Here is a 14352-nt window from a genome sequence, read left to right as displayed (position 1 = left end):
CACCCGCACAGGCACAGGCACAGGCACAGGCACCCGCACCAGCGCAGGCGCCCGCCCCGAACCCGTACACCCAGAACGCACCGATGTCCTCCGGCGGCACCTTCAGCTCGTTGCCGGTCGTCGACGACTCGCTGGCCGGCACCCGGCGCAAGCCGCGGCACGGTGAACCGCTCGTCGGCCGTGCCCTGCGTGCCGTACGGCGCACCGTGTCCTCATCGGCCGCGCGCGAGGTCGCCGAGGCGTCCCGTACCGCCGAGTTGCTGCAACAGCCGGTCGCCACCGGGCGCCAGATCGCGGTCACCTCGATCCGCGGCGGCGCGGGCAAGTCGACGGTCTCCGCGCTGCTGGGCCGGACCTACGCGCACTACCGGCACGACCCGGTGCTGCTCGTCGAGGCCGACCCGGCGCTCGGCACGCTGCCGTTCCGGCTCGGCGCGCCCTCGCTGCGCTGGACGGTGCGCGACCTCGCCGCGATGATCGAGCCGTCCATGTCCCTGCTCGACGTCACCGGCTACCTCGTCCAACTCCCGGACAACGCCTGGCTGTTGCCCGGCAGCAAGGGAGAGGTCGGCGCGATGATCGACACCAAGGCGTACGAGAAGGCCATGGTCGCGCTGCGCCGCTACTTCGGTGTGACCGTGGTGGACTGCGAGACGCTGCCCGCCGAGGTCGCCCGCACCGCGCTCATCGCCGCACAGTCCCGCGTCCTGGTCGCCCCCGCCACCTTCGAGGGCGTGGCCAGCACCCACTCCGTACTGAAGTGGATGTCGGGGCTGCCCCGGCAGGTCGTCGCGGGCACGGTCGTCGTCCTCACCGAGGCGGTGCCGCACGGCGGCCTCGACGTGGACAAGGCCGTCGAGAAGTTCCGCGGCACCGGCGCCACCGTCCACCTGCTGCCGTACGACCGGCACCTAGCGGCCGGCGGCGAGATCAGCACCGAACTACTCGCCCACTCCACCCGAGAGGCAGTGACCCACATCGCGGCGGAGGCTTTGGAGCTCTCGCTGAGGCAGGCCAGATCCAGCCCGTCCGGCGATTGAGGACGAGGCCGCAGGCCGAATGAAGCGGGGCCCGGGGGGCGCAGCCCCCGAGCCCCGTACGACCGTACGATCAGGCCAACGTGAACTACTTCCGGGCCCGAGCCACAGCGGCAGCGTCCCGCTTGAACGCCCACTCCATCTTCGGCTCCATCGCGAAGCGGAACGCACGCTGCACGGGCGGGGTGCACAGCAGCGTGACGACGGTCGCCGCGACCACGGTCACGAAGATCTCGCCGAGCGGCTTGTGCAGCCACTCGTACTCGTCGAACCAGCCCCAGAAGCGCGAGCCCTTGGCGAGGAAGCCGTGCAGCAGGTAGCCGTACAGCGTGCCCGCGCCGAGGACCGTGAACCACATCTTCCGCTTGGGTACCCAGGCGAAGAAGCAGGCCACGAGCACCAGCGAGCAGCCGAGCAGCGCGAGCGTCATCACGACACCGCTCCACCACGGCGCACCCAACTCCTGGGCGCTGTCGCGGTGGTAGAACCACGCCGACGTCATCCGCGGCCCGGCCCAGTAGGCGAGCAGCAGCGCGGCCCCGAAGATCGGCACGGAGAGCAGCTTCACCTCGCGCCGACGCGCCAGCTGGAAGTGCTCCGGCTTCAGGAACAGGCCGATCACGAAGAACGGCAGGAACTGCAGCACACGTTGGAGGTCGAGGTCGTCACCGATGTCCGGCGAGATCGAGGCGAGCACCGCGACCGCGATGGACAGCGGGATCGGCCAGCGCACCAGCTTCCAGAGCGGTGTTGTCATCCGCCACACGAACAGCGCCGCCAGGAACCAGGTCAGGTACCAGGGGTCGAGCAGACTGAAGGGCTGCGTCGGATCGTCGTCCGCGTACCGCTTGAACAGGGTGTACACGACCTCGAAGATCACGAAGGGTACGAGCACACCCGTCACCAGGCGCTTCAGCCGGTCCGCACGCATGTCGAAGCTGCGCGAGAAGTAGCCGGAGATCAGGATGAACGCCGGCATGTGGAAGGTGTAGACGGTCATGTACAGCGCCTCGGCGGCGCGGCTGTGATCCGTCAGCGGCTCCCACGCGTGGCCCATCGCGACAAACACGATGGCCAGGTACTTCGCGTTGTCGAAGAAGGCGTCACGCTGTTTGGCGGGCTTACCGCCGGGGGGAGCGTCCGTCGCGCCCTGCGGCGGCCTGGGGGTCGGCACCGCGGGTGCCGGTTCCCGGACCGGGGGCAGCGGGTTTCTTTGGTGGCCACTCGGGCGCAGCGAATTCGTCACAGGCCCTCCCACCACGTACTCGGGGAGTCGAACCGTGACCGCACTGCGCCTTCGGGGGAGGAGGCAGCGTGGAACATCTGAGGCACCCTAGCGGCGGATCAGTGCCCGCGTAAAACCCTCTCGGTACTCCCGGCTTGTTTTCCGCTTATCCCTGTCCGAAGGACCCCGCATACACACCCGCGTATACGCATCGTTGGGAAGTCGCCGCGTGCTTGTGCACATCAATACGGGCCGTTCGGCGGGACGTTATGCCCTGTCTCATCCTACTTAATTAGGGCATACCGCCCGCAGGCGACTCTGGTGAAATGTCCTCTTTCATTTACGCGATTCCGTCAGCAACTGTGCAGTCCGCCACAGTGAGTTGAATCCCTCGGTACGCGCGCTCGCGCACTTCGGATCATTCGATCTGTGTGCGCGCGACGACAATTCGAATTATCTGCGAACAGCCTGTGAGGCCCCTGTGGGTGACCTGGGCGTACGGCTGCGGGGGCGCCGGGACGCACAGGGAAACGATCAAGCCGAAATCGCCGCCCGCGCGGTGGCCGGAATTGCCACCGCCGCTCCACCTCGCGACCCGCGCACCCCAGACGCCGCAACCGTGCGCGTGCGTCCCGGTGGTACCCCGGAGTGCTCCCAAGTGCCCGAGTGGTGACCGCAGTTGGCCGACGATGTGTCACCCGCCGCATAGCCAGGGCCCGTTGGTGGCACGATGGTTCTGGCGGGGGTGTACGGGCCGTGTGCCTCCGAGTGGGAGTGCGGACCGAACCTAGGGTGTGATCAGTGTGGCGATTTCGCTGTCTGTGGTGCTGCTGTTGGCGATCATTCTTGTGGTGTTGATCCGCGGAGGCTCCATCAAACCGGGGCCGGCCGTGGTCGCCATACTCTTCGGCTTCTTCCTGGCCTCGACCGGCATGGCCGACGACATCCAGCGCTTCCTGAACTCGATAGCGGAGACCCTGAACTCCATCCAGTTCTGAACGGACGCGTAACCGGGGCGCACAGCGCACCAGTGACCGCACGGCACGGGCATCTCATGCCCGTCCCGCGGCACCGCACACCCACACGGTCCCGGAAAGCGATCAGGGCCAGGTCCGAGGAGTGATCCTCGGGCCTGGCCCTGAGTCGTACGGAGCGGGCGACGGGAATCGAACCCGCGTAGCTAGTTTGGAAGACTAGGGCTCTACCATTGAGCTACGCCCGCGTGCGCCGCAGGTCACGTGACCGCGGCACGAACAGCATCGTAGCGGGTCGGTCGGCCGCGACGCACACCCCCTTGTGGCGACGCCGTGACGGACGCGGCGACGGAGGGCGTGACAGACGCTCCCGCGGACCCTCCTGAAACCCCCGCCGAACCCTCGCCGTACCCCCATCGACAACGCGGGAGCCGCACGGTCGGCGGGCATGTACCCTACGTGTCGCACCGACGGGGTGTGGCGCAGCTTGGTAGCGCGTCCGCTTTGGGAGCGGAAGGCCGTGGGTTCAAATCCCGCCACCCCGACCACCAGTGTCCACACCCGTGGCCACCTGTGGTTCCACCGGCGATTCCCTCTGTGGAGCCGGGCGTGGGACCGGTCGGAGCGGGCCGCCAAGATCGCCTTTTGGGGCGCGTACCCGTTGCCGTTACTATGCAAGCTGCGCGCCCGTGTGTCTCACGTCTGCTGAAGTTCTCCCGGGCGACCCAATCCGCTGAAGCCCCTCTCCTCCGCCCAGTCGCGGCGGGGATCGGCCGAGGCAGACCCCAAGAAGTCAGCCACCAAGGAGACCGAACCGTGAAGAGCGCCGTGGAGACCCTGAACCCGACCCGGGTTCGGCTCACTGTCGAGGTGCCCTTCGAGGAGCTCAAGGACAGCCTCGACGCGGCGTACAAGAAGATCAACCAGCAGGTCACGGTGAAGGGCTTCCGTAAGGGCAAGATCCCGGCCCGGGTCATCGACCAGCGCTTCGGCCGCGGGGCGGTCCTCGAAGAGGCCGTCAACGACGCGCTGCCGAAGTTCTACACCGAGGCGGTCAACGAGGCCGAGCTCAACGTCCTGGGCCAGCCCGAGGTCGACATCACGGAGCTGAAGGACGGCGAGACGCTGAACTTCACCGCCGAGGTCGACATCCGCCCCGAGATCGAGATCCCGGACTACTCCGGCATCGAGGTCGAGGTCGACGCGGTCGAGGTCACCGACGAGGACCTCGAGAAGTCCGTGGAGCAGCTCCGTGAGCGCTTCGCCTCGACCTCCCCGGTCGAGCGCGCCGCCGCCGATGGCGACGTCGTGACGATCGACCTCGAGGCCAAGGTCGACGGCGAGACCCTCGAGGACGGCGTGGCCAGCGGTGTTTCGTACACCATCGGCTCCGGCGAGCTCCTCGAAGGCATCGACGAGGCCGTGACCGGTCTTGAGGCCGACGGTGAGGCCACCTTCACCTCGCAGCTCAAGGGCGGCTCCGCCGAGGGCAAGGACGCCGAGGTCACCGTCAAGGTCACGCAGGTCGCCGCGCGCGAACTGCCTGAGCTGGACGACGAGTTCGCGCAGCTCGCCTCCGAGTTCGACACGCTGGACGAGCTCAAGGCCGACAGCCGCAAGCGCCTCGAGAACATGAAGCAGTACGACCAGGCCACGCAGGCCCAGGAGCGCGTCCTGGAGAAGCTGCTCGAGCTGGTCGAGGTCCCCGTCCCCGAGAAGCTGCTCGAGGACGAGGTCCAGACCCGTAAGCACAACCTGGTCAACCACCAGCTCGGCCAGATGGGCCTCGACCTCGCCAAGTACCTGGAGATCCAGGGCAAGAGCGAGGAGGACTTCGAGTCCGAGACCCGCGAGCAGGCGGTCAAGGGCATCAAGACGCAGTTCGTCCTCGACGCGCTCGTCAACAAGGAGAAGCTGAACGTCAGCCAGGAGGAGCTCACCGAGCACCTCATGCGCCGCGCGCAGTCCTCCGGCATGTCCCCCGACCAGTTCGCCCAGGCCGTCGTCGAAGGCGGCCAGGTCCCGATGCTGGTCGGCGAGGTCGCCCGCGGCAAGGCCCTCGCGGTCGTCGTCGAGGCCGCCACGGTCAAGGACACGACCGGTGAGGTCGTCGACCTCTCGGACGAGGACGAGACCGAGTCCGCCACGGACGTCGTCGAGGCCGCCGAGGGCACCGAAGGTGCCGAGGCCAAGACCGAGGCCTGAGCTTCGCGCTCCGCGTAGCCCCGCACCGAGCCCCCGGAACCTTTGTAGGTCCCGGGGGCTCGGTCGTCCCTGAAAGGGGCGCGGGGAACTGCGCGCTCAGCCCCCACAGAGCCGCAGACGCGTCTGCCACGGGCTGTCCTGCGGCGAGTGCGGCCCGTCGCGGGCCGGTCGCGCAGTTCCCCGCGCCCCTGGATGGGCACCCGGCGCGCACCTTCCTGACCCGCCCCCGCGAGGTACCTGCGCTCACAGCGAACAGTTCCCTCTGCGGGATTCCCCGGAGGGACCCGCGCGTTAGGGTCCATAACTACGAGGGCAGGGGAGTCCCTCGACAGAGGCCCCTGGCCCACAGAAGACGTGAGACGGCCCGGCGCCGTCGCAAGACGAGCAGGTGGATACGTGACGAATCTGATGCCCTCCGCCGCCGGCGAGCCCTCCATCGGTGGTGGCCTCGGCGACCAGGTCTACAACCGGCTGCTCAACGAGCGGATCATCTTCCTCGGTCAGCCGGTCGACGACGATATTGCGAACAAGATCACCGCGCAGCTGCTGCTCCTTGCCGCTGACCCGGAAAAGGACATCTTCCTTTACATCAACAGCCCCGGCGGCTCGATCACGGCCGGCATGGCGATCTACGACACCATGCAGTACATCAACAACGACGTGGTGACGATCGCGATGGGCATGGCGGCCTCGATGGGCCAGTTCCTGCTCAGCGCCGGCACGCCGGGCAAGCGCTTCGCGCTGCCGAACGCCGAGATCCTGATTCACCAGCCCTCGGCCGGCCTCGCGGGCTCCGCGTCGGACATCAAGATCCACGCTGAGCGGCTGCTGCTCACCAAGAAGAAGATGGCCGAGCTGACGGCGTTCCACACCGGCCAGACCGTCGAGCAGGTCACCCGCGACTCGGACCGCGACCGCTGGTTCGACCCGCAGGAGGCCAAGGAGTACGGCCTCATCGACGACATCATGCCCACGGCGGCCGGCATGCCGGGCGGCGGCGGCACCGGGGCCTGAGCCCCGTAGCGCCCCCAGCCGACCCAGCTCACTTCAGGAGACCCCAGTGAACGACTTCCCCGGCAGCGGCCTCTACGACCGCGTGCGTGCCGAGCAGGCCGCCGGACAGTACACCGGCCCGAGCGCCGAGTCCCGCTACGTCATCCCGCGCTTCGTCGAGCGCACCTCGCAGGGCGTGCGTGAGTACGACCCGTACGCGAAGCTCTTCGAGGAGCGCGTGATCTTCCTCGGCGTGCAGATCGACGACGCCTCCGCCAACGACGTCATGGCGCAGCTCCTGTGCCTGGAGTCGATGGACCCGGACCGCGACATCTCGATCTACATCAACAGCCCCGGTGGCTCCTTCACCGCGCTGACCGCCATCTACGACACGATGCAGTTCGTGAAGCCGGATGTGCAGACGGTCTGCATGGGCCAGGCCGCCTCGGCCGCCGCCGTGCTCCTCGCGGCCGGTACGCCGGGCAAGCGCATGGCGCTGCCCAACGCCCGCGTGCTGATCCACCAGCCGTACAGCGAGACCGGCCGCGGTCAGGTCTCCGACCTGGAGATCGCCGCCAACGAGATCCTCCGGATGCGTGCGCAGCTGGAGGAGATGCTGGCCAAGCACTCCACGACGCCGATCGACAAGATCCGCGACGACATCGAGCGCGACAAGATCCTCACTGCTGAGGACGCGTTGGCGTACGGGCTGATCGACCAGATCATCTCCACCCGGAAGATGAACAACGCGTCGGTCGCCTGACCCGAGTACAGCAGTATCTGCGGCCTCTTGGCGCGGTTCGCACAGAAGTGAACCGCGCCAAGAGGGGCCCGAACGGGGGGCCCGGCAAGGTACCGTCGGATATGAGGCACCAGGAGCCGTCTTCACGGACGCTCCCAGGCGAAGGGGAAGCACCTCGTGGCACGCATCGGTGACGGCGGCGATCTGCTCAAGTGCTCGTTCTGCGGAAAGAGTCAGAAGCAGGTCAAGAAGCTCATCGCAGGCCCCGGTGTGTACATCTGCGACGAGTGCATCGACCTCTGCAACGAGATCATCGAGGAAGAGCTGGCGGAGACCAGCGAGGTCCGGTGGGAAGAACTCCCCAAGCCTCGCGAGATCTACGAGTTCCTCGAGGGTTATGTAGTGGGTCAGGAAGCGGCCAAGAAGGCCCTCTCGGTCGCGGTGTACAACCACTACAAGCGAGTCCAGGCCGGTGAGAACGGCGGGGCTCAAGGGCGCGACGACGCCATCGAGTTGGCGAAGTCCAACATCCTGCTGCTCGGCCCCACGGGCTCGGGCAAGACCCTCCTCGCGCAGACCCTGGCCCGGATGCTGAACGTCCCGTTCGCCATCGCGGACGCCACGGCGCTGACCGAGGCGGGCTATGTCGGCGAGGACGTCGAGAACATCCTCCTGAAGCTGATCCAGGCCGCGGACTACGACGTCAAGAAGGCCGAGACCGGCATCATCTACATCGACGAGATCGACAAGGTGGCTCGGAAGTCCGAGAACCCGTCGATCACGCGCGACGTATCGGGTGAGGGCGTTCAGCAGGCGCTCCTCAAGATCCTTGAGGGCACCACCGCCTCGGTCCCGCCGCAGGGCGGCCGCAAGCACCCGCACCAGGAGTTCATCCAGATCGACACGACGAACGTGCTGTTCATCGTGGGCGGTGCCTTCGCCGGTCTGGAGAAGATCATCGAGGGCCGGGCGGGTGCCAAGGGCATCGGCTTCGGCGCGACGATCCACTCCAAGCGGGAGCTGGAGGAGAAGGACCAGTTCGAGGACGTCATGCCCGAGGACCTGGTGAAGTTCGGGATGATCCCCGAGTTCATCGGCCGCCTCCCGGTGCTCACCTCGGTCCACAACCTCGACCGCGAGGCCCTGCTGCAGATCCTGGTCGAGCCGCGGAACGCCCTGGTGAAGCAGTACCAGCGGCTGTTCGAACTCGACGGTGTGGAGCTGGACTTCGAGCACGAGGCGCTCGAGGCCATCGCGGACCAGGCCATCCTCCGCCAGACCGGAGCCCGCGGCCTGCGCGCGATCATGGAGGAAGTCCTCCAGTCGGTGATGTACGAAGTCCCGTCCCGCAAGGACGTGGCCCGCGTCGTCATCACCCCGGACGTCGTCCACTCCAACGTCAACCCGACGCTGGTGCCGAGGATCGTGAAGAACGACGGACGGCACGAGAAAAGCGCGTAGTTGATGTAGTTCGCGTACGACGAAGGGGCCCGGCCAGTCGAACTGGCCGGGCCCCTTCGTCGTATCAACTACCGCCGTACGAGGCTCACTTGGCCTCTACGCGGACCTCGCTGCGGACCTTCGCGGTGATGTCGGCCACGGAGTCGAGCGAGGGGCTCTCACCCGAGAGGATGGCCTTCGAGTCCGTGGCGATGACCATGGCGAAGGTGCTGTGGTCGCTCCACAGGCAGATCGGCATCTTCATCGTCTTCGAGCTCTCGCCGCCCATGCTCGCGCCCGGGTTGACCTCGGTCGCCTGGCACTTCATGACGCCGTTCTCGAACCCGGAGGGGCTCATGTCCTGCGGCTCGCCGACCAGCTTGCCCTGGGTGGGGTTGTTCGACGCGTTCTCCTTCATGCTGGCGAAGGCCGCGTCGAGGAACGCCTCGGGGTCCTCGATCTCGCCGTAGGCGCCGTTGAACTGGATCAGCTTCTGTGCCATCGGGTTGCTCTCGTCCCCGGACTGGTACTGCGAGCCGACCTCCTTGCCGTTCTTCAGGCCCCACTTCTCCGCGTCGCGGAGGTCGCTGCCGCCGCTGTCGGTGCCGGGCTTCTTCTTGTACTCGCTGAGCAGCGTCTCCGGCGTCGTCAGCTCGTACGTCTTGCCGTCATCGGCGACCGAGCCGCCACCGCCACCGCCGCCACCGCTGCCGTTCGACGTGAAGAACCAGACGCCGCCCGCGATCAGGGCGACCGCCACGACCGCGGCGATGATGATGCCGGTCTTGCTGCCGCCGCCACCGCCCGGCGGCGGGGGCGGGACCTGGCCGTACGGGCCGGGCTGCTGCGGGGCGCCGTAGGGCTGCTGGCCCGGGTAGCCCTGCTGGGGCGGCACACCCTGGGGGGCCTGCTGCGGGTAGCCGTAGCCGGGCTGGGGCGCCTGCGGCTGCTGGCCGTACGGGCCGGGCTGCTGCGGCTGCTGACCGTACGGTCCGGGCTGTTGGGGCTGCCCGCCGTACGGGCCCGGCTGGTTGTAGCTCATCCTTCTGTCCCCTCCAGTGCTTATGCGTTCTGTACATCCTGACCGAAGGCCCCGGGGAGCGGGGCGTCGGGGGTCACACCGTTACCAACGAATCTGGTTTCGGTACGGGACCGTGACGGCCCTAAACTGTGCGTCGTGACCGAGAACACTCAGCAGCAGCACAGCGCCCCCGAGCCCGAATTGCCGAAGACCTACGCTCCGGCCGAGGTAGAGGGGCCGCTGTACGAACGCTGGGTAGACCGCGGTTACTTCGCCGCCGACGCCAAGAGCGAGAAGTCGCCGTTCACCGTCGTCATCCCCCCGCCGAACGTCACGGGCTCCCTCCACCTGGGCCACGCCTTCGAGCACACGCTGATCGACGCCATCACGCGCCGCAAGCGCATGCAGGGCTTCGAGACGCTGTGGCAGCCCGGCATGGACCACGCCGGCATCGCGACGCAGAACGTCGTGGAGCGCGAGCTGGCCAAGGAGGCCAAGTCCCGGCACGACCTGGGCCGTGAGGCGTTCGTCGAGCGCGTCTGGAAGTGGAAGGGCGAGTCCGGCGGTCAGATCTCCGGCCAGATGCGCCGCCTCGGCGACGGCGTCGACTGGGACCGCGAGCGGTTCACCATGGACGAGGGCCTGTCCCAGGCGGTCAAGACCCTCTTCAAGAAGCTGTACGACGACGAGCTGATCTACCGCGCCGAGCGCATCATCAACTGGTGCCCGCGCTGTCTGACCGCGATCTCGGACATCGAGGTCGAGTACCAGGACGACGACGGCGAGCTGGTCTCGCTGAAGTACGGCGACGGGGACGAGACCGTCGTCGTCGCCACCACCCGCGCGGAGACGATGCTCGGCGACACCGCCATCGCCGTCCACCCGGACGACGAGCGGTACCAGCACCTCATCGGCAAGCTCATCAAGCTGCCGCTGACGGACCGTTCCATCCCGGTCGTCGGGGACACGCACGTCGACCCGGAGTTCGGCACCGGCTGCGTCAAGGTCACCCCGGCGCACGACCCGAACGACTTCGAGATCGGCCAGCGGCACGGCCTGCCGTCCATCGCCGTGATGGACGAGCACGCCGTCATCACGGCGCACGGCCCGTTCCAGGGCCTCGACCGCCTGGAGGCCCGCTCCGCCATCGTCGCCGCGCTGCGCGCCGAGGGCCGGATCGTCGCCGAGAAGCGGCCGTACACCCACTCCGTGGGCCACTGCTCGCGCTGCAAGACGACGATCGAGCCGCGCCTCTCGATGCAGTGGTGGGTCAAGGTCGGCCCGCTCGCCAAGGCCGCCGGTGACGCGGTCCGCGACGGCCAGGTCAAGATCCACCCGCAGGAGATGGAGAAGCGGTACTTCGACTGGGTCGACAACCTCCACGACTGGTGCATCTCGCGTCAGCTGTGGTGGGGCCACCGCATCCCGGTCTGGTACGGGCCGGACGGCGAGGTCGTCTGCGTCGGACCGGACGACGAGGAGCCCACCGGCGAGGGCTGGACGCAGGACAGCGACGTCCTCGACACCTGGTTCTCCTCCGGCCTGTGGCCGTTCTCCACCCTCGGCTGGCCCGAGCAGACCGAGAGCCTCGCGAAGTTCTATCCGAACTCCGTCCTGGTCACCGGGTACGACATCCTGTTCTTCTGGGTCGCCCGGATGATGATGTTCGGCCTGTACGCGATGGACGGCACCCCGCCGTTCCACACGATCGTGCTGCACGGCATGGTCCGCGACCAGTTCGGCAAGAAGATGTCGAAGTCCTTCGGGAACGCGGTCAACCCGCTCGACTGGATGGACAAGTACGGCTCGGACGCCGTCCGCTTCACGCTGGCCCGCGGCGCCAACCCCGGTGTCGACGTGCCGATCGGCGAGGACTGGGTCCAGGGCTCGCGGAACTTCGCGAACAAGATCTGGAACGCCACCCGCTTCGCCCTGATGAACGGCGCCACGGTCGAGGGTGAACTGCCGCCCGCCGAGCGCCTGTCGGCCACCGACCGCTGGATCCTGTCCCGCCTGAACGCGGTCGTCGCCGAGGTGGACGCGTACTACGAGGACTACCAGTTCGCGAAGCTCTCCGAGGCGCTGTTCCACTTCGCCTGGGACGAAGTCTTCGACTGGTACGTCGAGTTGACGAAGACCACGTTCCAGGAGGGCGGTCAGGCCGCGGAGGACACCAAGCGTGTCCTCGGCGAGGTCCTCGACGTCACGCTGAAGCTGCTCCACCCGGTCGTCCCGTTCGTCACGGAGACCCTGTGGACCACGCTCACCGGCAACGAGTCGCTGGTCGTCGCCGACTGGCCCACTGATTCGGGCTTCCGTGACGAGGCCGCCGAGCGGGAGATCGAGACGGTCCAGCAGGTGATCACCGAGGTCCGCAGGTTCCGTTCCGACCAGGGTCTCCAGCCCGCGCAGAAGGTTCCGGCGCGGCTGACCCTGGACGGCACGCAGCTCGCGCCGCACGAGGCGGCCATCCGCCAGCTGCTGCGGCTGCAGCCGGAGGGCGAGGGCTTCGCGGCGACGGCGACGCTGCCGGTGTCCGGTGCCACGGTCGCGCTCGACCTGTCCGGCACGATCGACGTGGCCGCCGAGCGGAAGCGCCTCACCAAGGACCTGGCCGCGGCCGAGAAGGAGATCACGGCCGCCAACGCCAAGCTGGGCAACGAGGCGTTCCTCGCCAAGGCCCCCGACCACGTCGTGGACAAGATCCGCGGCCGCCTCACCAAGGCCGAGGCCGACATCGAGCGCATCAAGGGCCAGCTGGACGCCCTGCCCGCCGCGTAAGGCTTTCGCGTAACGCGCGTACGGCATACGAAGGCCCCGGAACCGTCGCGGTTCCGGGGCCTTCGCGCGTACGCGGGTGGTTCAGGCAGTGCGCAGGCCGAGGCGGACCAACTCGGCCTCCGCCAGGGCGTCCAGGGTCTCCGGGTCGCCCTCCCGCCAGCCCTCCGCGAGGCTGCCGGGGGTGGCGTCCTGGAGGGTCGTCGCCGTACGGGCCAACTCGTCGAGCGGGCGCATCAGGGCGCGCAGGGCGAGGAGTTCGCGGCCGTCCTCGGAGGCGCCGAGCTCGTGGGCGGCGGCCGCCTGCCGGCTCCAGCGCAGCCGGCGCGGCAGCCACAGGGCGAGGACGAGGCCGACGGGAAGCAGGAAGACGCCGGCCGCGCCGACCGCGGTGAGCACCTCGACGACGGCCCGGCTGCTGTCGCCGGCCTGGGCGAGCCGGTCGCCCGCGCCCGCCATGTCGCGCAGCGCGGCATCCAGGCGTTCGCCGACCAGCGGCACCTTGGCGGCGGACCTGCCGACCTGGCCGAAGCCGGAACCGGAACCGGCGGAGCCGGGCCCGAGGCCGTGCCCCGCCCCGGTGTTGGGGAGTGGGCGGAAGACCATCTGCGCGAGCCGGTACGCGATCATCGCGACCGCGGCCCACAGGGCGGTCCAGAGCAGGACCGCTCCGTCGCCGAGCAGCTGCCGCGTCCTGCGGCCGGAGTTCTGGGCGTACCACATGCACCGATTGCACCCCTGGCGCATGCCGGGGCCCGCAAACCGCGCCGAGGCCGGGGCGGCCGGTCCCCGGAACGGTCCAGTCCGGCGGAGAGCCTTTCCGGCGGAGGGCCTGGAGAGCCTGGAGAGACCGAGCACTGAGGGCGCCAGGGTGCCGTAAATCACAATCATCCGGACGGAAGTCCAGTGGATCGGGCCAAAAGACCCCGGATGATGGAAGACATGTACATACGGTCCGCCCGGGAGGCGCTCGACGGGTGGGTGGCCGCGGGCCGTCGCCTCGCCCGGCGCTTGCCGGACTGGCCCCATTCGCTCGACCTGCTGACCGCGCTCAGCTGCCTGGGCCTGATGGCCCTCGACGTGCCGGGCCTCGCGGCGGCGGACAACTCCCTGAACTCGCACCTGGAGGCCGGACTCGTCCTCGCGGCGGGCGCGTCGACGCTCCTGGTGCGGCGGCGGGCGCCGTGGGCCGCGTATCTCGTGGGGCTCGTGCTGCTCGGCTGGCTGCACGAACTGACCCTGGTGCAGTTCGCGCTCTACTCGCTGGGCCGCTACCGGGGCCGCCGGGCGGGCGTGGCCGCCGCCGTGTTCTACGTGCTGTTCGCGTACGCGCTGTTCAACCTGCCGGGCTGGCCGGTGAACCGGGGCGCGACCGTGGCCGACTTCCTCTCCCTCGTCGTACCCATCGGGGCGCTTGCGGTCGGCGTGGGCATCGCCGCCAACCGGCAGGACCTGGTGCGCGCCCTGGAGAAGCAGCGGGCCACGACCGCGGTCCTGGAGGCGGTGCACACCGAGCGGGCGCGGGTCGCTGGGGACGTGCACGACTTCGTGGGGCGGGAGTTGACGTTGCTTACGGTGCGTTCCGAGGTGCTCGCGCGGCGGGCGCGCGGGGAGACGTACCAGCAGGACTTCGAGGAGCTGTCGGAGACCGCGCGCCGGGCGCACCGGGTGCTCAACGAGATCATCGTGCAGCGCGGTACGGACGGGGCGCCCACGCCCGGACTCGACGGCCTCACGGAACTGGCGGAGCGCAGCGGGCAGGCGGGCAGCGCGGTCGACCTCGACGTGCACGACGCGGCCCTGCGCCTCTCCCCGCTGCGCCAGGCCGCGGTCTACCGCGTCGTCCAGGAGTGCCTGACCAACGCGGCGAAGCACGCGCCGGGCGAGTCCGTCACCGTCCGCATCGGCGTGGCCGACGGCCTGTCTCTTATACACAA

11 protein-coding genes and 2 tRNA genes are annotated in these 14352 nt (G+C 68.7%); 9 read left to right on the top strand and 4 right to left on the bottom strand.

What is annotated here, in order from left to right:
* Window positions 1-1040, top strand: a 1040-nt coding sequence (locus GUY60_RS22385; protein ID WP_246235458.1) for a MinD/ParA family protein, incomplete at its 5' end; no start/stop codon positions are given.
* Between the two features lie 85 nt (window positions 1041-1125).
* Here GUY60_RS22385 and GUY60_RS22380 read toward each other — a convergent pair.
* Entirely contained in the window at window positions 1126-2283 is a 1158-nt protein-coding gene (locus GUY60_RS22380) for an acyltransferase family protein (RefSeq protein WP_161700615.1), read from the bottom strand.
* Window positions 2284-3065: 782 nt separating this feature from the next.
* On the opposite strand from GUY60_RS22380, the gene GUY60_RS22375 reads away from it, so the two are divergent.
* Window positions 3066-3260, top strand: a complete 195-nt coding sequence (locus tag GUY60_RS22375) for a hypothetical protein (RefSeq protein ID WP_161700614.1) — start codon at window positions 3066-3068, stop codon at window positions 3258-3260.
* 153 nt (window positions 3261-3413) lie between these two features.
* Here the strand turns inward: GUY60_RS22375 and GUY60_RS22370 are convergent.
* Window positions 3414-3484: transfer RNA gene (locus GUY60_RS22370), tRNA-Gly, on the bottom strand.
* 223 nt (window positions 3485-3707) lie between these two features.
* Here GUY60_RS22370 and GUY60_RS22365 point away from each other — a divergent pair.
* From GUY60_RS22365 to clpX, 5 genes are all read left to right on the top strand, one after another.
* A tRNA-Pro gene (locus tag GUY60_RS22365) sits at window positions 3708-3784 on the top strand.
* 268 nt (window positions 3785-4052) lie between these two features.
* Window positions 4053-5441, top strand: a complete 1389-nt coding sequence (tig, locus tag GUY60_RS22360; protein WP_161700612.1) for a trigger factor — start codon at window positions 4053-4055, stop codon at window positions 5439-5441.
* Window positions 5442-5849: 408 nt separating this feature from the next.
* Window positions 5850-6455, top strand: a complete 606-nt coding sequence (locus GUY60_RS22355; RefSeq protein ID WP_187370099.1) for an ATP-dependent Clp protease proteolytic subunit — start codon at window positions 5850-5852, stop codon at window positions 6453-6455.
* Window positions 6456-6501: 46 nt separating this feature from the next.
* Window positions 6502-7197, top strand: coding sequence for an ATP-dependent Clp protease proteolytic subunit (locus GUY60_RS22350; RefSeq protein WP_161700608.1), 696 nt, complete (start codon window positions 6502-6504; stop codon window positions 7195-7197).
* 156 nt (window positions 7198-7353) lie between these two features.
* On the top strand, window positions 7354-8637 hold the full coding sequence (gene clpX / locus GUY60_RS22345) for an ATP-dependent Clp protease ATP-binding subunit ClpX (RefSeq protein WP_161700607.1): 1284 nt from the start codon (window positions 7354-7356) through the stop codon (window positions 8635-8637).
* Window positions 8638-8722: 85 nt separating this feature from the next.
* Here the strand turns inward: clpX and GUY60_RS22340 are convergent, their stop codons facing one another.
* On the bottom strand, window positions 8723-9658 hold the full coding sequence (locus GUY60_RS22340; RefSeq protein WP_161700605.1) for a hypothetical protein: 936 nt from the start codon (window positions 9656-9658) through the stop codon (window positions 8723-8725).
* Window positions 9659-9793: 135 nt separating this feature from the next.
* On the opposite strand from GUY60_RS22340, the gene GUY60_RS22335 reads away from it, so the two are divergent.
* Window positions 9794-12418, top strand: a complete 2625-nt coding sequence (locus GUY60_RS22335; protein WP_161700603.1) for a valine--tRNA ligase — start codon at window positions 9794-9796, stop codon at window positions 12416-12418.
* Between the two features lie 81 nt (window positions 12419-12499).
* Here GUY60_RS22335 and GUY60_RS22330 read toward each other — a convergent pair whose 3' ends face one another.
* A complete protein-coding gene (locus GUY60_RS22330; protein WP_161700601.1) occupies window positions 12500-13138 on the bottom strand; it encodes a hypothetical protein in 639 nt (212 codons plus the stop codon).
* Window positions 13139-13357: 219 nt separating this feature from the next.
* Between GUY60_RS22330 and GUY60_RS22325 the strand changes: the two genes are divergently transcribed.
* On the top strand, window positions 13358-14352 hold a 995-nt coding region (locus GUY60_RS22325; protein ID WP_161700599.1), incomplete at its 3' end, for a sensor histidine kinase.

It is taken from the genome of Streptomyces boluensis (genome assembly GCF_009908195.1).
GTDB lineage: Bacteria > Actinomycetota > Actinomycetes > Streptomycetales > Streptomycetaceae > Streptomyces > Streptomyces boluensis.
This window is presented reverse-complemented; position numbering and strand designations above follow the sequence as displayed.

Coding starts and splice junctions, on each gene's coding strand:
- GUY60_RS22340 (WP_161700605.1), bottom strand. CDS start 9,658: ATGAGCTACAACCAGCCGGGCCCGTACGGCGGGCAGCCCCAACAGCCC.
- GUY60_RS22330 (WP_161700601.1), bottom strand. CDS start 13,138: ATGTGGTACGCCCAGAACTCCGGCCGCAGGACGCGGCAGCTGCTCGGC.
- GUY60_RS22355 (WP_187370099.1), top strand. CDS start 5,850: ATGCCCTCCGCCGCCGGCGAGCCCTCCATCGGTGGTGGCCTCGGCGAC.